The sequence below is a fragment of the Rhodococcus sp. Q genome (assembly GCF_005503035.1).
Lineage (GTDB): Bacteria > Actinomycetota > Actinomycetes > Mycobacteriales > Mycobacteriaceae > Rhodococcus_G.
In genome coordinates, this window is the sequence record NZ_SCOY01000027.1 from 45,966 (window position 1) to 63,648 (window position 17,683).

Consider the following 17,683-nt stretch of genomic DNA (forward strand, 5'->3'; position numbering starts at 1 on the left):
GTGCACGGAGGCGTGCCCTCGTGCGGACCACTCCGGCGCAGATCACCGCGGTCGGTATCGGGTTGATCGTGATCGCGATCGTGTCGGGAGTCGTGGCCGCCGCGCAGGTGACGGACCGGGAGCGGACGCTCGACACCCTGCACAGCGAAGTCGAGCCGCTCGCCCACGCGGCCCAGGACATCTACAGCTCGCTGTCCATCGCGGACGCCGCCGCGACGACCGCGTTCCTGGCGGGTGGGATCGAGCCGGCGGAGGTCCGCGACCGGTACACCCTCTCCATCGGCGACGCCTCCGCCGATCTGGTCGACGCCGCCGCGGGCATCGACGAGTCCGACACCACCTCGCACGACCTGCTGGCCCGGCTGTCGGTCGGGGTCCCGATCTACACGGGACTGATCGAGACGGCCCGCGTCAACAACAGGAGCGGGCAGCCGGTCGGGTCGGCGTACCTGAGCGAGGCGTCGTCGATGATGCAGTCGACGCTGCTGCCGCTGGCGGAGCAGTTGCACACGGTGCAGGCGGCACGGGTGGTGCAGATGCAGGCGGAGTTCGCGACGCCGCCGTGGCTGGCGATCGCCCTGCTGATGGTGGCCTTCGTGGCGTTGGTGATCGCGCAACTGTTGTTGGCGCAGTGGACACGGCGACGTCTCAACGCCGGCCTGATCCTGGCGTCGGTGGCGGTCGCGGCGTCGCTGGCGTGGCTGGTGATCGCGGGACTGCTGTCGGCGGCGTCCACTGCCCGCGCTCTCGACGCGGGCGCCCGGCCGCTGGCCGAGCTGACGACGGGCCGCATCATCACGCAGCAGGCCCGCGCCGACGAGACCCTCGGATTGGTGCGTCGTGATTTCTCGGGCCGCTACGACGAGCAGTTCCAGCAGCGCCTCGCCGACCTGGACGCACTGCTGGAAGGCGTCGCGCGAGGGAGCCTGCGGGCGGGCGCCGACGAGGTCGCGGTGGCGGATCGGGCGCAGGAAGCCTGGTCGGAGGCGCACCGACGGTTGATGACGCTGCTCGACCGCGGCGACTGGGACGGAGCCGTCTCGGTCGCTGTCGGGCCTGCCGGTGGGTCGGCAATCCAGTACGCAACAGCTGACGCCTATCTCACGCATGCGATCGACGAGACCCGGTCGGAACTGCGGTCCGGGGTCGCGCGCGCGGTGGACACCTTGACGGGACTGGCAACGGGGACGATCGCCTTGGCGGCACTCGCCGTCGCGGGCATCGCGGCGGGTCTGTGGCCCCGACTGCGGGAGTACCAGTGATCGCGCGCCGGCTGGTCGCGACCGCTTCCACGCGCCGGCTGGTCGCGACCGCTTCCACGCGCCGGCTGGTCGCGACCGCTTCCACGCGCCGGCTCATCGCCGCGATGATCGCGGCGGCGGCGGTGTGTGCCGGGTGCACGACCACGAACGACGACATGCCGGACGCACCGGGATCGCTTCTGGTGCAGCCCCCACTCCCGTCCGGGGCAACGATGGCACCGCCTGCACCCGTGACGACACCGGCACCCACCTGTGGCGATCCGACCGCGAGCCTGCGGCCACTCCCCCCGGGTTCCACGATTCCGACACCTGCGGTGGATCGCATCCGCGAACGGGGGCGGCTGATCGTCGGGCTCGACACCAGCAGCAACCTGTTCAGTTTCCGCGACCCGGCATCGGGGTCCATCGTGGGTTTCGACGTCGACATCGCCCGCGAGGTGGCCCGTGACCTGTTCGGTGATCCGGACCGGATCGAGTACCACATCCTCACCTCCGCGGACCGCGTCGAGTCCCTGGTCGACCGGTCGGTGGACATCGTCGCCAAGACGATGACGATCAACTGCGAGCGCCGGGAGAAGGTGGCGTTCTCCACCGTGTATTTCGAAGCGGGGCAACGGGTCCTCGTGTCGAAGGGCTCCGGTATCAGGGGAATGCAGGATCTCGCGGACCGGTGGGTGTGCGCGGTCGCGGGGACGACGAACATGCATCGTCTGCAGGAGCTCGCGCCGAACGCCAGGGTGCTGTCGGTGCCGAACTGGGCGGACTGCCTGGTGGTCATGCAGCAACGCCAGGTCGAGGCGGTGACCTCGGACGACACCATCCTCGCGGGTTTGGCCGCCCAGGACCCGAACCTGGAGTTGGTGGGGCCGCCGGTGAGCGTCGAACCGTACGGGATCGGCGTCAACAAGTCCGACTCCGATCTGGTTCGCCAGGTGAACGCCACCCTCGATCGGATCCGCGCCGACGGCACATGGCAGCGCATCCACGACCGATGGCTGACACCACTCGGCCCCGCCCCCGCGCCGCCGACTCCCCACTACGAGGACTGACGTGGCCGACAGAGAACCCGAGGACGAACCGTCCGCGACCCCGAACGACGACCCGTCCGCCACCCGAGCCGCGAAGCCGACCGCGCCGGCCGCGGCACCGACGTCGCCGTCGGAGTCGGAGTCGGAGTCGGGCCGCACCTCGGGGCGTCGCAGTCGGTCGCAACGCTCCCGGAGCACGGTGCGACGCCGGATCGGCGCGGGCCTGGTCGAGGTTCCCGCGGTCGCCAGTCCTGATCCGGCGACGGTGGTGATGGCGAATCCCGTCGTCGTCGTGGACAAACGCTACTGCTGGAAATGTGGGACAGCGGTTGGCCGCGGCGGACTCGAGGACGCCTCGGGAACCTGTCCGACATGTGGCGCCGGGTTCGACTTCACTCCGCGACTCGCGAAGGGCGATATCGTCGCGGGCCAGTACGAGGTGCAGGGCTGCATCGCGCACGGCGGCCTCGGGTGGATCTACCTGGCGATCGACCGGAACGTCAGTGACCGCTGGGTGGTGCTGAAGGGACTGCTGCACGCCGGCGACTCCGAGGCGCAGGCGGTCGCACTGGCGGAACGGCAGTTCCTCGCCGAGGTCGAACACCCGAGCATCGTGAGGATCTACAACTTCGTCGAGCACCCGCAAGCCGACGGCAGCACTGTCGGTTTCATCGTGATGGAGTACGTCGGCGGGCACTCGCTGCGCGACCTGCTTCGTGCGCGCGCGAAACGCGACCGCCTTCCGGTCGAGCAGGCCGTGGCCTATGTGCTCGAGGTACTGCCCGCACTCGAGCATCTGCACTCCATCGGTCTGGCGTACAACGATCTCAAGCCCGAGAACGTCATGATCACCGACGACCAGGTCAAGCTGATCGACCTCGGAGCGGTCGCGGGTCTGGAGGACTTCGGATACCTCTACGGCACTCCGGGGTACCAGGCTCCCGAGATCCTGCGCACCGGGCCGACGGTCGCCAGTGACATCTACACGGTCGGGCGCACGCTCGCCGTACTGTGCCTGACCCTGCCTTCGGAGAAAGGACGGTATCGCGCGGGGATCCCGGCTCCGGAGGACGCGCCCACGCTCGCCGAATACGAGTCGCTGTACCGGTTCCTGCTGCGCGCCACCGACAGCGAGCCGGAGCGACGCTTCGCGGACACCACGACAACCGCGGGCCAGTTGACGGGCGTGCTCCGCGAGGTCCTCGCCAAGCAGACGGGGGACGAGCGGCCCGGCATGTCCGAGGTGTTCAGTCCCGGCCGAACGGTCTTCGGCACCGACTGGGCTGTGCGTGGCACCGACGTCTACGCCGACGGACGCCGCCACGAGGAGGTGGTCTCCGCGCGCGACATCGTTGCGGCACTGTCGGTTCCGCTGGTCGATCCGACCGATCCCAGTTCGGGTCTGATCGCGGCCACAGCCCATGCGGAACCTGAGCAGACCCTCGACGCCATCCGGCTCGCCCGCACGAAGGGGCTCGACATCGGCGTCGAGAGGACCCCGGGACACACCACGGAGATCGCGTTCGCCGAAGCGCGCGCGCTCCTCGATCTCGGTGATCCGGAGGCGGCGGGACACGTCCTCGACACGGTCGCCCTACCGAAGGGTGGGAACTGGCGTGTCGACTGGTACCGCGGGATGGTCGCGCTGCTCGGCGGCGAGTACGAGACCGCGATGACCTGCTTCGACGCGACCCTCGCCGCGCTGCCCGGGGAGATCGCGCCGAAACTCGCTCTCGCGGCCACGGCGGAACTGATCCTGCAGGACTGGCACACCGACGATCCCGAACAGTGGCGGGCCTTCGCGGAGAAGTACTACCGGATCGTGTGGCGCACCGACCGCGGCGTGGTGAGTGCCGCGTTCGGGCTGTCGCGGCAACTCGCGGATCGTGGCGACATCGCGGGCGCGGTCCTCGCGCTCGACCAGATCCCGGCGACGTCGCGACTGTTCGCGACGGCACAGATGACGGCGGCGTTGACGCGACTGTCGGGGGTTCCGATCGCGAACCTGGACGAGGCGGCGCTACGGGATGCGGCCCGTCGCATCGAGCGACTACCGCCCGAGGAGGGACGCGTGCCCCAGATGCGTGCGGTCGTCCTGGGAACGGCGCTGGACTGGGTACGGTCCGGACACACGGCCGACCTCACGGCAGGCCCGATTCTCGGTGCCGAGTTCACCGAGCACGGACTCCGGACGGGCACCGAAGCGGCGCTGCGGACGCTGGCGCGCAACACGTCCGACCAGCGGCACCGCAACGAACTCGTCGACCTCGCCAACCGAGTCCGCCCCCGCACCTGGTGGTAGGCGACTCCTGGTGCCGTGCGCCGTTGTTGTGTGGAGCTACACAGTCGGCGCCCCTGCGCGAAGCGCCTGCTGCGCGATCGCGAGTTCCTCGTTGGTGGGCACGACGAGAACGGTCACCGCGGACGCGTCCGTGGAGATGACACGGGCTTCACGACTGCGGGCGGTATTGCGGTCGGCGTCGATCTCGATGCCGAGCCGCTCCAGACCTGCGAGTGCGTCGGCGCGGACCGGGGCGGAGTTCTCGCCGACACCGGCGGTGAAGGTGATGACGTCGACTCCGCCGAGCGACAGCAGGTAGGCACCGATGTACTTGCGCAGCCGGTGGATGTAGACGTCGTAGGCCAGCGCCGCGTCCGCGTCTCCGTCGTCGATGAGACGACGCAGCTCCCGGAAGTCGTTGACCCCGCACAGTCCTTTGAGCCCGGACCTGCGGTTGAGGAGGTCGTCGATGGCGTCGACGTCGAGTCCGGCACTGCGCCGCAGGTGCATCACGAGTCCGGGATCGATGTCACCGCTGCGGGTACCCATCACGAGCCCCTCCAGCGGAGTCAGTCCCATCGAGGTGTCGACGGCGCGGCCCCCGGCTATCGCGGACGCCGACGCCCCGTTCCCGAGGTGCAGGACGATCTGGTTCAGCTCGCCGATGTCGCGGCCGAGGAACTCGGCGACCCGGCCCGACACGTACTGGTGAGACGTACCGTGAAAGCCGTAGCGGCGCACGTCGTGTGCCTTCGCAACCTCGGCGTCGATGGCATACGTACGGGCCTTCGCAGGCAGCGTGTGGAAGAAGGCCGTGTCGAACACCGCGACGTGCGGGACATTCGGCAGCACCGCCATCGCGCTCTCGATTCCGAGGACGTTCGCCGGATTGTGCAGGGGCGCAAGGGACGAGAGCCGCCGGATCTCGGCGAGCACGTCGGGGGTGATGACGGTCGGTTCGTAGAAGACCTCCCCACCGTGCACGACACGATGTCCGACCGCCGCGATGCCCACGGTCGTCAGGTCCGTCCCGTCCTCGGCGAACATCTCGAACGCCAGACGCAGTCCGTCGCCGTGGTCGCCGATCGGACCCATGCGCTCGCGGTCGACGCCGTCGTGATGGTGGGTGATCCGACCGTCGGGCTCCCCGATTCGCTCGACCAGGCCCGACGCGATCGCCACTCCGGTAACCGGGTCGACGAGCTGGTACTTCACCGAGGAGGAGCCCGAATTGACAACGAGCACGGAATCTTTCACGACTACCACTCCTTCTCGGCGATGCCCTGCGCCTGGATCGCGGTGATCGCGACGGTGTTGACGATGTCCTGGACGAGTGCGCCCCGAGAAAGGTCGTTGACGGGTTTGTTCAGTCCCTGCAGGACCGGTCCGACGGCGATCGCGCCTGCGCTGCGCTGCACCGCCTTGTACGTGTTGTTGCCGGTGTTCAGATCCGGAAACACGAACACCGTCGCCCGTCCCGCGACCAGGGAGTCGGGCAGTTTCGCGTCGGCGACGGTCGGCTCGATCGCCGCATCGTACTGAATCGGCCCTTCCACCAGCAGGTCCGGACGCCGTTCGCGAACGAGTGCCGTGGCCGTCCGTACCTTGTCCACCTCGATGCCCGCGCCGGAGTCGCCCGTCGAGTACGAGAGCATCGCGATGCGGGGGTCGATTCCGAACCGGGCGGCGGTCGCCGCCGAGGAGATCGCGATGTCGGCGAGTTGCTCGGCGGTCGGATCGGGCACGACGGCGCAGTCACCATAGGCGAGAACACGATCGGCGAGACACATCAGGAAGATGCTCGACACCGTCGCCACGCCGGGCTCGGTCTTGATGATCTCGAACGACGGCCTGATCGTGTGCGCCGTCGTGTGGGCGGCACCCGACACCATGCCGTCGGCGATTCCCATGTGCACCATCATCGTTCCGAAATAGGAGACGTCCGCCATCACCTCGCGGGCCCGCTCGACCGTCATGCCCTTGTGCGCACGGAGCTGGGTGTACTCGACCGCGAACCGCTCGGAGTGCTCGCAGTCGAACGGATCGAGCACGGCCGCGTCATCGAGGTCCACGCCGAGTTCGGCGGCGCGGCGCCGGACCGCCGCCTCGTCTCCGAGGATGGTCAGGTCGGCCACCTTCCGCTGCAGCAGCCGTCCCGCAGCTCGCAGAACGCGGTCGTCGTCACCCTCGGGGAGCACGATGTGCTTGCGGTCGGCCCGTGCCCGCTCGATCAGCTGGTACTCGAACATCTGCGGGGTGACCACCTCGGGCCGCTCGACCTGCAGCCAGGCGAGCAGATCCGCGGATTCGACCCGCTGCTCCATCAGGCTCAGCGCGGTGTCCACCTTGCGCTGCGATCCGACCGCGACCCTTCCTCGGATCTTCGACGCCGCGGACGCCGTGTCGAAGGTGCCGAGGTCGGTGGTGAGGATCGGCAGGCTCGGACGCAGGCCCGCCATCAGCTTCGCGATCGCCGGATGCGGAAGCAGGCCACCGTTCATGATGATCCCGGCGAGCGACGGGAAGCCCTCCGCCTCGTGAGCGTTGACGACGGCGAGCAGGACGTCCGAACGGTCGGCCGGCGCGATCACGATCATGCCGTCGACGAGCCGCTCGAGAATGTGCTCGGCGGTCATGCCCCCGACCATCACTTCCAACGCCTCCCGCTGCAGCAGCTCGGCGTCCCCGCTGTACACCTGGCCTCCGATGGCCTGCTGCAGCTCCGCCACCGTCGGCGCCACCAGCAGCGGCACCTCCGGAAGGGTCCGGACCGGCACCCCGAGCGGAGCGACCGCAACGGCCACCGCGTCGAGGTCGGCCGGTTCGCAGCGGTTCACCACGATCCCGAGGAGATGCGCGTGCCGGGATCGCAGCTCCGCGGCGCACATCTGTCCGAGCTGGTACACCTCGTCGGGGGTGCGGCGGGCTCCCCGCAGTGCCAGCAGCACCGGGGCGTCCAGGTTGACCGCGATCCGCGCGTTGAACTCGAGTTCACTGGGGCTGGCGACGTCGGTGTAGTCGCTGCCGACGATCACGACGGCGTCGCATTCCGCCGCGACCACGTGGTAGCGCGCCACGATGTCCGCGATCGCGAGTTCGGGGTCGGTGTGGACGTCGTCGTAGGTGACGCCGATGCACTGCTCGTAGCCGAGATCGACGGTGGTGTGCTCGAGGAGCAGTTCCAGGATGTAGTCGGGCTCGTCGGTCGATCGGGCGATCGGCCGGAACACCCCCACCCGCGCCGTCGAGCCGCAGAGCATCTGCAGCAGCCCCAGCGCGATCGTGGACTTTCCCGTGTCCCCCTCAGGCGAGGCGACGTAGATGCTCGAGACTGCCGACGCTCCGGTTGTCATGACGTCAGACTAGTGCGGTCGTGCCGACGTCCGCCCGCGGCGGGCCCCGCGCAGTGGGCCCCGCCACACCCGCAACCACTGCCCGGCCGGCCGACTCGAGTAGTCGACTACGCGTGCCTGCCCCGAACACGTTCGGCAAGGTTGTCGACGTAGCCCGATCTGTGAACCTTCTGAACGGACAACCGTTCACACCCGGTCGGGACGGTCATTCGGGGTGATCGACAATGCGAACCAAATCATGGCGGATCGGACTGTGGGCGGGAGCGTTCACTTTGCTCCTGGCGGTCCCGGGCGCGATCGCGGCCGCCGCACCCGGGCTGCCCGATGGCGGCGTCCACGCCGTTGCCCTCGCGCAGCCTCCGGATGACGGCACCAACGAGTCCGAGTCCGACCGCGAAACCGAGCCCGAGTCCAACCGCGAAACCGAGCCCGAGCCGGAGCCCGAATCCAAATCCGAATCCGAGTCATGCTGCGGGCCCGCCACGCTCGTGCTCGACCCGAACGAGGGAACGCCGGGGACGCGGGTATCGCTGTCCGCGTACTGCCCCAGTCGCGACGAGAGGCTCACAGCGTCACGGGGTCTGCAACTCGGCGAGAGACAGATTTCCCTCGACTCGGCCTTCGTTGGACTGTACGAGTTCACCGCCGCTTTCGTCGTGCCCGAACTCGAACCCGACACCTACGAGGTGTCGACGACCTGCGGCGGATCAGCGCAGCTCACCGTCGTCTCGGAACAGAAGAACTCACCGCTGCTCTCACTCGATCCGACCGAGGGCAGGCCGGGTAGCGACGTGGCTGTGTCCGCGAGCGGACTTCCCGACTGCGAACCCCTGTGGACGGTCCTGTTCGACGGTACCGACGTCGGAACGTTCGACATGTACGGTTCCGCTCCCCACTCGACGTTCACCGTTCCGGACGGGACCGCGGCGGGCCAACGGACCGTCCGGCTCGAATGCAGGCAGGCACGTGTCACGGTCGATCCGGTCGACGCGACGTTCACCGTCGTGTCGGCGGGCGGGAAGGTCGACCCGGCCAGGCCCGGGACGAACGTCGGCACCCATGTGGGTGGCGGAACCCGCAGCGGCTCCATCGACCCCGGAACAACCGACCCCGACACCACCGATTCGGACTCCCTCGCGGAGGAACCCGACTCCGATCCCTCGACGTCCCTCGTCGCCGCCGCGGGATTCGCGGCCATGGCGGTGGCGGGCGTCGGTCTTCTCGACCGCAAGCGTCGGACCCGGAACCGACTGCTCGCACGGGTCGAGACCGTTCCGCATCCGTCGCCGCCAACGGTCACGGTCGAATCGCCGACCGGCGACGCAGGCAGCCGTTCGATCGGGCTCGACGCCCGATCCGACACCGGATACCAGTTCCTGGAGGTGAAGCGCGATGACTACCGACAGCGTGACGACAACTGACGGCGTGAGGAGTTCCGGCACGACGCGAACAAGCCTGCGGGCCGCCGTGTTCGGGGACGACCCCGACACCGTCCTCACCACCCGCATGAAGCCGAACGTCCCGGCGCAGGGCCTGACGCCCGCGAGGGTGACGGGACCGGGCACGGTCACGAGGTCGGCACTGCGTCTGATCGACAGCCGGATCCTGACGACTGCGCTGCGCTTCCTCGACGAGGCACCCTGTCCCCTGTTGCTGTCCGGTGTCACCCGATTCCAGGCCCTGACCCGTGCGGCGCGCGACACGCTGTCCGCACCGGGGCGTGAGGTCGTGGTGTCCCTGGTGGAGCCGTACCGCGTCACCTCTCGGCATCGCCCCGAGGTGGTGGTGCTCGTCGACGGCAACGACGTCGCGCGGGTCCCGTTCGACCTCGTGGTCACGTTCGAGATGTGCGAGACGTCCCTCGCGGTGCGAGGCGGTGCGATCGTCGCCGTCGACTGCGCGGCCGGGAAGTTGACCGTGTCCCTGTCCACCGTCGACGGCGAACGGCTACTGCACCGAACCGCAAAATACCCTGTGCGGCAGGAGATTCAGCCGCCGATGCGGATTCCGCTTCCGGATCGTCCACGTCCTCCCGTCAGGTGACCTCGGTAGGACGTGACGTCACCGGCGGGTCCGGAGCGAGTCCGCCAGACCGTTGCGGTCGGCGGCGTCGAGCTTCGTGCAGGCACGGTAGATGTGCCCCTCGACGGTGCGCACGGACACGACCAGGCGATCGGCGATCTCCCGGTTCGACAGCCCGACCGCGACCATCGAGGCGATCTCCCGCTCGCGGCTGGTCAGCGGCAGCGGCCGAGCTGCCTCGAGAATCGCGGGCGTCGAGGCGTGGTCCGCCCTCTGCGCAAGGGAGTTCGCGGTCGCCGCGGCGTCCAGCGAGTCGCGTCTGCGGTCGGCGTTCGAGTAGGCGACAGCAGCCTGCGCGGCCGCATCGGCGGCGTCGAGGAGCGCACCGCCTCTCTCGAATTCACCGGCGATCCTCGCCAGTTCGTCGCCGTCACCGGATTCGAACGCGGCCGCCTGCGCGGCGGCGAGGGGGACGAGAACGCCGTCACACATGGCGGCGAGTTCCGCGAGCCGGGGCGCGGTCGTCGCGTCCCCGAGCCTGGTCGCGAGGTGCAGTGCCACTGCCTCGACGGCGAACTGACCCGACTCGCGTGCGGCGTCGGCGGCCGTGTGCGCCGCGGAGATGGCGCGGGACGTCTCACCCTTCCCGGCCGCCACCCAGGCCTTGCCGATCTCGAAGTACGGGCCGAAGACCGCGACGTGCCTGCCGAATCGCTCCTGTCCGGCGGCGAGGATCGCGGTCGCGTCCGAAACCCGGCCGAGCACCGAATAGGCCTGCGCGAGATACGAATAAGCGGGAAAGGTCCAGGCGAGCGCGGAGCCGGTGTCTCCGACGGCCAGGGCCGCCATCGCCTGCTCCAGCCGCCGCGCCGCATCCGCGAAGCGCCCGCTCGCGATGTCGACCGGTGCGTACAGAATGTTCGCCTGCCCCCAGCTGAGGTACTGCCCGGTCGCGGCGGCCTCGTCGAGGTACCGCTGCGCGCGCTGTCGGGCCGCGTCGAGTTCACCGGTCAGCACCAGCGCGAGCACCGGCCCCATAGCGGCCGGATAGCGGGTCAGACCGTCGACCTTGGTCCGCACCGCATCGCCTCGGGCCGCGAGCTCCGCCGCCCGGTTCCCGTGCCCACCGACAGCCAGCGCCAACGCCGCCGCGAAGATCCCCCACTCCTCGACCCACGGACCGGTACCGGACTCCGCGAGAACGGCTTCCGCTTCGGCGAGCCCCTCGTCGAGGCGGTTCTCGAACACGGTGCAGGTGGCGCCGACACCGCGCATCGCCGCGACGGCGATCGGGTCCTCGACCCGCTGCTGGACCTGGTCGAGGACCACGTGCGCCGCGTCGGCATCGCCGGCAGCCCAGAACAGGTTCGCGACGCGGGTAGCGCCCCATCGCACCAGTTGCCGCTCGTCCAGCTCGTCGGGGTCGAATCTCCGAAGCGCGGCATCCGCGTCCGCGGGACGTCCCTGCCACAGCTGCGATCGGGCCAGGAGGTTCGCCGCGCGGAATCCGCCGTCCCTGTCGACCGCGGCCTGGGCAAGCCGTTCGCCGAGCGGCACGTTCGCGAAGGCGATCGCGTCCTTCGCGGCGGTCACGAGCAGGTCGACGTCGGGCGTCTGGTCGCTGTCGAGGGCCAGTTCCGCCAGCCTGATCCGGTCACTGGGCGTGGCAGGGGGATTCGCCCGGAGTGCCTCGACGAGGTTGCCGCGCAGCCGACGTGCCGCGGCGCGTCCGACCCGGCGCCGGACCACTTCACTGAACATGGGGTGGCTGAACCGCACCTCGATCTTCGGTCCGTCCTCGACGATCTGCACCAGTCCGCGCTGCTCGGCATCCTCGACCGCCGCCTCCCCGACGAGACCGTCGAGCGTGCCGAGTGCGAGGGGCTGGCAGAAGGTGAGCAGTTCCAGTACCCGGATCACGTCGTCCGGCAGGTGCTCGATGCGGTCCTCCAGAAGGGACGCCAGCTCCGAGGTGATCGCCGCACGGCCGCGCAACTGCCACACCCCGCTCCGCTCGCGCAGTGTCCCCGCTTCGAGGGCTCCCTCGACGAGGTGGTGCAGGAACAGGGCGTTGCCGCCCGACGCCTCCCACATCAGCTTCGCGCTCAGACCTTCCAGCGGCGCGCCGAGCACCGATTCGATGAACGTCACGCTCTGGTCGCGAGTGAACGGTCGCAGTTCGAGCCGTCTCAGGTGCCCGTCCTTCCACAGAGACGTGACGGCGTCCGGGGTGGACTCGCCACTGCGGACGGTCGCGACGATGTGCGCGACCCGGTCGATCGCCAACTGGTGGAGGAACGTCGCGGAGAGTTGGTCGAGCAGGTGGGCGTCGTCGACGCCGATCACCACCTGCTCGGACGTTCCGAGGAGGGCTTCGCGTGCCGCGGCCATGAACGCAACGGGGTCGCGCGCGGTCGAGGAGCCGACGAGGTGGGCGAACACCCCGAGCGGGATGCTGCGTGCGGACTCGGTGCCCGCGACCCAGCGGACTTCCCCGGGTATCGACTGGGTGGCAACCCGGGCGAGGGTGGTCTTGCCGACGCCGGCATCGCCGGTGAGGACCACTCCGCACGCGCCGGTGGCAGACGTCAGGGCGGAGGTGAGCGCGTCGAACTCGTGCTGCCGCTGAATCAGCGGCCACGGCCGATCCATGGACAGAATCCTATGCCCATCCGGGCCGGGTCGGCAGCCCGTTCGAGTTTGTGGCGCCCCGAGCAGGCGTCAGACCACCGACGGCCGATCGATCTCCGACACGTCGGCCGCGGCCTCCTCGAGCCGCGAGAACAGCGCGTCGGGGCCCTCTCGGGAGGCGAATTCGAGTTCGGCATCGGTGATCGGCACGGCCTGCAGCCAGGTGGTGACGTCCTCTTCTCGGTCGACGAGGATTTCCAGGTCCGGCCAGATGAACGGAACGACCAGCAGCAGGTGCTTGGTGGTGCGCCCCGGGTCGGCCTCGTGCACGGCGTTGGGGACGATCGCGTTCGGGGTGACGTGGAACGACCCGGACGCAAGTGCGAACGCGCACTGCGCGAGGACGTCGGCCAGTGCCCGATGGTCGGCGCGGCCGACGGTGACGAGTTCGGTACGGATGGGTCGGCCGTCATCGGTGGTGACGTTCGTCGGGTAGCGAGACAGGTCGAGCGTCGCGTACGAGGCGTAGCCGGGACCCGGGCACCCGTCGCCGATCGCGATCGACACCTCGTCCGGCTCCTCGCCGTCGGCGTCCTCGTCGACAGCCGCCCGGTACCGCACCACCTGCGGCATCGCCCCGAACACGATGCCGATGCGGCGGGCGGATTCGATGACGTCGTCGGTGGGTTCCATGTGACGAAAGCCTAGCGTCACGAATATTCGGCGGCCCCGTCACCTGCGGCGGTCGGCAGGATGCCGTTCAGGACGATGTCGGTGAGAGCCGCGGCGACGTTCTCGATGTCCGACACCTCACGGATGCACGACGCGAAGATGGCTGCGCCGCCGAGGATGTCGAGGAGCACGTCGGCGTCCACGCCGCGACGGATCTCCCCGGCGTCGACAGCGGCGTCGAGCCGCCTGCGCAGTTCGTCGCGGACCCCGGCCAGCTGGCGGACGACGAGCACGTCTCGGAGTGCCTCGTCCGTGCGCAATTCGCCCATCAGACCTGGAACCGCCGCCCTGGTCGCGGGGTTCGAGAACAGTGCCATCGCCCCGTACACCAGGTCGCGAACCTGGTCGGGCATCACCCCGTTGGTGCCGAGCTCGGCGTCGATGTCCGCGTCACGGTCGGTGTCGAGCACCGGGTAGACCGCATCGTTGACGATGTGGGCCTTCGACGGCCACCGCCGGTAGATCGCGGGACGACCGACACCCGCCCGGGTCGCGATCGCGTCGATGGAGGTGCCGCGGTAGCCCCGCTCGACGAGCAGTTGCCGTGCGGCGTCGAGCACCGCCGTGTCGATCGCCGGGTCGCGCTGTGGCCCGAGTCGGTGCTTCGACACCTGTTCCTGTGACATTTTCGCAAAACCTCGTACGCCGTGCCGTTAGTGCCGTTACATTCTGTCACGGTTCTAGTCATTACAGTCTGTAACGGCTTTGCCCCACAGTCTGTAGCGGCTTTGCACCGCATCGGTCTTGTCGCAGAGCGGCAACCCCACGAACAGCGCGCACCACCTACCAGGAGTGGTCATGACCCCCGACACCTCGGCCCCGCCGTCCGGCCCGGACTCGGCTCAACTGTCCGGCCCGGACTCGGCTCAACCGGCCGACCCGGACTTCGCCCAGCTCGCCCGCCCAGGCGAATCACGAAAGGATCCGGAGCACCTGCGCATCCGGCTACGGGACTGGCTCGAGTCCGTCCTCCACGCCGACGCCACACCCGAGGTCACCTCGGTCGAGGTACCCGCGGCGAACGGGATGTCGAACGAGACAATCCTTTTCAACGCCGTCTGGACGGAATTGGGCATCCGCGCCGAGCACCGACTCGTCGCCCGGATCGCGCCCGCCGACTCCGCGGTCCCCCTCTTCCCCATCTACGACCTGGACCGGCAGTACCGGGTGATGAGGACGGTTGCGGCGCACTCGCCCGTCCCCGTCCCGGCCGTCTACTGGTCCGAGTCCTCCCCCGAGCCGCTCGGCGGCGCGTTCTTCGTCATGGGGCGACTCGACGGTGACGTCCCGCCGGACGTCATGCCCTACACGTTCGGTTCATGGCTCTCCGAGGCGCCGCCCGAGGCCCGCCGCCGGCTGCAGGACGCCTCGGTCCGGGTGCTCGCGGACCTGCACACGATCGATGCTCCGGATGACCGCTTCGCGCTGCTGCGCCCCGCCGGTCACGACCCCGACGCTCCACTGACCGCTGCCGCCGCATTGCGCGCGCACATCCGGGACCAGCGGGACTACTACCGCTGGGCGACCGCGGACGGCCCACGCTCGCCGCTGATCGAGCGGGCTCTCGACTGGGTCGAGACGAACATGCCGGAGCCGGCCGGGCCCGCGGTGCTGTGCTGGGGCGACTCGCGGATCGGCAACATCATGTACCGCGACTTCGAGCCGGTCGCTGTACTCGACTGGGAGATGGCCGCTCTCGGTCCACGCGAACTCGACCTCGGCTGGATGATCTACCTGCACCGCTTCTTCGACGATCTGGCCGCACTCGCCGGCCTGCCCGGCCTGCCCGACCTCCTGCGCCCGGCGGATGTCACCGCCCACTACCTCGACCGCACCGGCCACCACGCGCGGGACCTCGAATTCCACACCCTGTACGCCGCGCTACGGCACGCGATCGTGATGTTCCGGGTACAGACCCGGACGATCGCGTTCGGGCAGGCGCCCGCCCCGGCCGACCCGGACGACATGATCCTGCACCGCGCCACGTTGACCGCGATGCTCGACGGCACGTACTGGCCGGGAATCGGAGTGCAGCCGTGAGCCTTTCCCCCCTCGACGACTACCCCGTCCACCAGATCGCCGAGACGATCCGTCACGTCGGCACCTCGGACCGCAACTTCTACGACCGCTACTACTTCAACTGCCACCCCGGTGTCGACGGCGACACCGAACCACTGTTCCTGATCGTCGGCCTGGGTCAGTACCCGAACCTCGGTGTGTGCGACGGGTTCGCGGTGCTGCGCCGCGGCGACGACCACATCGTCTTCCGGGCATCGCGAGCCCTCGGCGAGGACCGGATGGACCTGTCCGTCGGGCCGCTGCGAATCGAGGTGCTCGAGGGCTTGCACCGCCTTCGGGTCGTACTCGACCCGAGCGCGCAGGCACCCGATCTGTCCTTCGACCTGACGTTCACCTCCGATGTCCCGGCGAATCTCGAAGCCCGGCACTTCCACCGGCAACTCGAGCGGGTCACCTTCGACACCCAGCGGTTCGTGCAGACCGGGTCGTGGCAGGGGACGCTCTCCGTCGACGGCACCGCCCACGACGTCACCGCGGACCGGTGGCGCGGCAACCGCGATCGGTCGTGGGGAGTCCGTCCCGTCGGCGAACCGGAACCACCTGGGCGACGGGCGGATCCGTCCATCGCGGAAACACAGAACTTCTTCTGGATCTACGCGATCATGCAATTCGACGACTTCTCCGTGATCACCGTCATCCAGGAGGACACGGAGGGCAGGCGCATCGTCGAGGACGCCACCCGCGTGTGGGCGGACCGGACTCGCGAGCCGCAGTGGCTCGGACGACCCGAGCACGAACTGCGCTTCGTCCCGGGCACCCGCGAAGTGGCCACGTCGACATTGCGGTTCCGTCGCCCCGGCGAGCCCGGCGGACCCGACGAGATCGTCACCGTCACTTGCGAACCGGTGCTGCCGCATTACCTGGGCGTGGGCACGGGGTACGGCCTCGAGCAGGACTGGCGGCACGGCATGTGGCAGGGCGACCTCGTCGTCCAGGGTCTGCGCGAGAAGGTCTCCGAGATCGAATCGTGGAAGAAGATCCTCTGCCCCGTCGACAACCTCGCGCGTTTCACCTTGATCGAAGGAGGTGAAAAACACACCGGCGCAGGATTGTTCGAGATCGGCGTCATCGGTCCGCACCGCCGTTACGGCTTCACCGGACTGTCCGACGTCGCGCCCTGAACCCGCTCCACCACCAACAGAAAGGCTCCACCAAGGCTCCACCGACAGAAAGGTTCGACCATGTCACGACGCTCGACGAAAACCCTTGCCGCGGCACTGCTCGCGGGTGGACTTCTGATGTCCGCGCCGACTGCGGCGGGCGCACTCGACCTCGACTCCCTCGGCCCTCTGGGCGCCCTCGACACCGGGTCCCTCGACACGGGGTCGCTCGGCCCCGAAAACCTTGCCGACACTCCGCGTCTCGCCTCCGTCGCCAACTTCCGCGACGTCGCGGGCAACACCGGCGCCGGCTACAAGGCCGCGAACGGACACCACCTCAATCGCGGCGTGATCTACCGGTCCGACGCACCGACCAAGACCTCCGATGCAGACCTGGCCACGCTCACCGCCCTGGGTGTCGCCGACGCGTACGACATGCGCGGCCAGTCCGAGATCACCAACCCGCTCATCGGCGGCCAGGACAAGCTCCCCGCCGACGCGGTGTACAAGAACGTGCCGATCGAGTTCTCGAATCTGATCCAGCTGGCACAGACGATCACCTCACCGGAGCAGGCCGCCCAGTTCCTGGTGGACACCAACAAGTCCTTCGTCACCGATGCCGCCAAGCGGACCCAGTTCGCCACGGTCCTGACCGACATCGCGAACAACGACGGAGCCCAGCTGTTCCACTGCACCTCTGGCAAGGACCGCACCGGTTGGACGGCAATGCTTCTGCAGTCGCTCGCCGGGCTGCCGCAGCAGACCATCATGGACGACTACCTGCTGAGCAACACCTACCTCGAGGAGACCAACCAGAAGATCCTCCAGCAGATCACCGGCGCGCTCGGCGCCCAGGCCGCGACCAACCTGACCCCGATCCTCGGTGTCGACGCCAGCTACCTGCAGGCCGGTCTCGACCAGATCACCGCGGACTACGGCACGGTCGACAAGTACCTGTCCGAGGGCCTCGGCCTCGACGCGGCGACGATCGCGAAGCTGAAGGCCAAACTGGTTGCCTGACAACCACCCCCGACTCCTGGCCCCGGATCTCATCCCTCTGCGGATCCGGGGCCAGGTCCCTGTCAGGCGAGTGCGCGCAGCCGCGGCGCCAAATCCCGCTCGAACAACTCCAGAAAACGCCGCTGATCATGACCCGGCGCATGAAACACCAAATGATTCAACCCAGCATCCACAT

The 17,683-nt window shown here is 69.0% G+C and carries 13 protein-coding genes and 1 pseudogene; 8 read left to right on the top strand and 6 right to left on the bottom strand.

Annotated features, from left to right (window positions below):
• Positions 1-20: 20 nt before the first annotated feature.
• The 3 genes from FFS72_RS20460 to FFS72_RS20470 all read left to right on the top strand — a co-directional run bounded on the left by FFS72_RS20460 (position 21) and on the right by FFS72_RS20470 (position 4,592).
• On the top strand, positions 21-1,262 hold the full coding sequence (locus tag FFS72_RS20460) for a GlnX family signal transduction membrane protein (RefSeq protein WP_137875652.1): 1,242 nt from the start codon (positions 21-23) through the stop codon (positions 1,260-1,262).
• A 104-nt stretch (positions 1,263-1,366) separates the two neighbouring features.
• The gene (locus tag FFS72_RS20465) at positions 1,367-2,311 is read left to right on the top strand and encodes a glutamate ABC transporter substrate-binding protein (protein WP_137875668.1); all 945 of its coding nucleotides are present in this window, start codon (positions 1,367-1,369) and stop codon (positions 2,309-2,311) included.
• Position 2,312: 1 nt separating this feature from the next.
• Complete coding sequence (locus FFS72_RS20470) at positions 2,313-4,592, top strand: serine/threonine-protein kinase (RefSeq protein ID WP_137875653.1); 2,280 nt, start codon at positions 2,313-2,315, stop codon at positions 4,590-4,592.
• A 36-nt stretch (positions 4,593-4,628) separates the two neighbouring features.
• On the opposite strand, the gene FFS72_RS20475 is transcribed toward FFS72_RS20470, so the two are convergent.
• The gene (locus tag FFS72_RS20475) at positions 4,629-5,828 is read right to left on the bottom strand and encodes an acetate kinase (protein ID WP_137875654.1); all 1,200 of its coding nucleotides are present in this window, start codon (positions 5,826-5,828) and stop codon (positions 4,629-4,631) included.
• 2 nt (positions 5,829-5,830) lie between these two features.
• Positions 5,831-7,924, bottom strand: coding sequence for a phosphate acetyltransferase (pta, locus tag FFS72_RS20480; protein ID WP_137875655.1), 2,094 nt, complete (start codon positions 7,922-7,924; stop codon positions 5,831-5,833).
• Positions 7,925-8,148: 224 nt separating this feature from the next.
• On the opposite strand from pta, the gene FFS72_RS20485 reads away from it, so the two are divergent.
• Both FFS72_RS20485 and FFS72_RS20490 read left to right on the top strand, forming a co-directional pair.
• Entirely contained in the window at positions 8,149-9,345 is a 1,197-nt protein-coding gene (locus FFS72_RS20485; protein ID WP_137875656.1) for a hypothetical protein, read from the top strand.
• On the top strand, positions 9,317-9,967 hold the full coding sequence (locus FFS72_RS20490) for a hypothetical protein (RefSeq protein WP_137875657.1): 651 nt from the start codon (positions 9,317-9,319) through the stop codon (positions 9,965-9,967). The genes FFS72_RS20485 and FFS72_RS20490 overlap by 29 nt, the downstream gene beginning before the upstream one ends.
• 18 nt (positions 9,968-9,985) lie before the next feature.
• On the opposite strand, the gene FFS72_RS20495 is transcribed toward FFS72_RS20490, so the two are convergent.
• The 3 genes from FFS72_RS20495 to FFS72_RS20505 all read right to left on the bottom strand — a co-directional run bounded on the left by FFS72_RS20495 (position 9,986) and on the right by FFS72_RS20505 (position 13,935).
• Entirely contained in the window at positions 9,986-12,598 is a 2,613-nt protein-coding gene (locus FFS72_RS20495; protein ID WP_137875658.1) for a helix-turn-helix transcriptional regulator, read from the bottom strand.
• A gap of 69 nt (positions 12,599-12,667) precedes the next feature.
• Entirely contained in the window at positions 12,668-13,270 is a 603-nt protein-coding gene (locus FFS72_RS20500; protein WP_137875659.1) for a suppressor of fused domain protein, read from the bottom strand.
• 17 nt (positions 13,271-13,287) lie between these two features.
• Positions 13,288-13,935, bottom strand: a complete 648-nt coding sequence (locus FFS72_RS20505; RefSeq protein WP_137875660.1) for a TetR/AcrR family transcriptional regulator — start codon at positions 13,933-13,935, stop codon at positions 13,288-13,290.
• 172 nt (positions 13,936-14,107) lie between these two features.
• Here FFS72_RS20505 and FFS72_RS20510 point away from each other — a divergent pair, with 172 nt between their 5' ends.
• From FFS72_RS20510 to FFS72_RS20520, 3 genes are read left to right on the top strand one after another with little or no spacing between them, the layout of a single operon-like run.
• Complete coding sequence (locus FFS72_RS20510) at positions 14,108-15,349, top strand: phosphotransferase family protein (protein ID WP_137875661.1); 1,242 nt, start codon at positions 14,108-14,110, stop codon at positions 15,347-15,349.
• Positions 15,346-16,509: an Rv3169 family protein gene (locus FFS72_RS20515; protein WP_137875662.1), complete on the top strand. Its 1,164-nt coding sequence runs from the start codon at positions 15,346-15,348 to the stop codon at positions 16,507-16,509. Before FFS72_RS20510 ends, FFS72_RS20515 begins: the two co-directional genes overlap by 4 nt.
• A gap of 60 nt (positions 16,510-16,569) precedes the next feature.
• Entirely contained in the window at positions 16,570-17,508 is a 939-nt protein-coding gene (locus tag FFS72_RS20520) for a tyrosine-protein phosphatase (RefSeq protein ID WP_137875663.1), read from the top strand.
• A gap of 62 nt (positions 17,509-17,570) precedes the next feature.
• Here FFS72_RS20520 and FFS72_RS20525 read toward each other — a convergent pair.
• Positions 17,571-17,683 (bottom strand): annotated as a pseudogene (locus tag FFS72_RS20525) (glucose-6-phosphate dehydrogenase (coenzyme-F420)); the annotation flags it as partial.

Excerpts from the sequence above, each read along its gene's own strand:
- FFS72_RS20465 (WP_137875668.1), top strand. The coding sequence starts at position 1,367 with ATGATCGCGGCGGCGGCGGTGTGTGCCGGGTGCACGACCACGAACGAC.
- pta (WP_137875655.1), bottom strand. The coding sequence starts at position 7,924 with ATGACAACCGGAGCGTCGGCAGTCTCGAGCATCTACGTCGCCTCGCCT.
- FFS72_RS20485 (WP_137875656.1), top strand. The coding sequence starts at position 8,149 with ATGCGAACCAAATCATGGCGGATCGGACTGTGGGCGGGAGCGTTCACT.
- FFS72_RS20490 (WP_137875657.1), top strand. The coding sequence starts at position 9,317 with ATGACTACCGACAGCGTGACGACAACTGACGGCGTGAGGAGTTCCGGC.
- FFS72_RS20495 (WP_137875658.1), bottom strand. The coding sequence starts at position 12,598 with ATGGATCGGCCGTGGCCGCTGATTCAGCGGCAGCACGAGTTCGACGCG.
- FFS72_RS20500 (WP_137875659.1), bottom strand. The coding sequence starts at position 13,270 with ATGGAACCCACCGACGACGTCATCGAATCCGCCCGCCGCATCGGCATC.
- FFS72_RS20505 (WP_137875660.1), bottom strand. The coding sequence starts at position 13,935 with ATGTCACAGGAACAGGTGTCGAAGCACCGACTCGGGCCACAGCGCGAC.
- FFS72_RS20510 (WP_137875661.1), top strand. The coding sequence starts at position 14,108 with ATGACCCCCGACACCTCGGCCCCGCCGTCCGGCCCGGACTCGGCTCAA.
- FFS72_RS20520 (WP_137875663.1), top strand. The coding sequence starts at position 16,570 with ATGTCACGACGCTCGACGAAAACCCTTGCCGCGGCACTGCTCGCGGGT.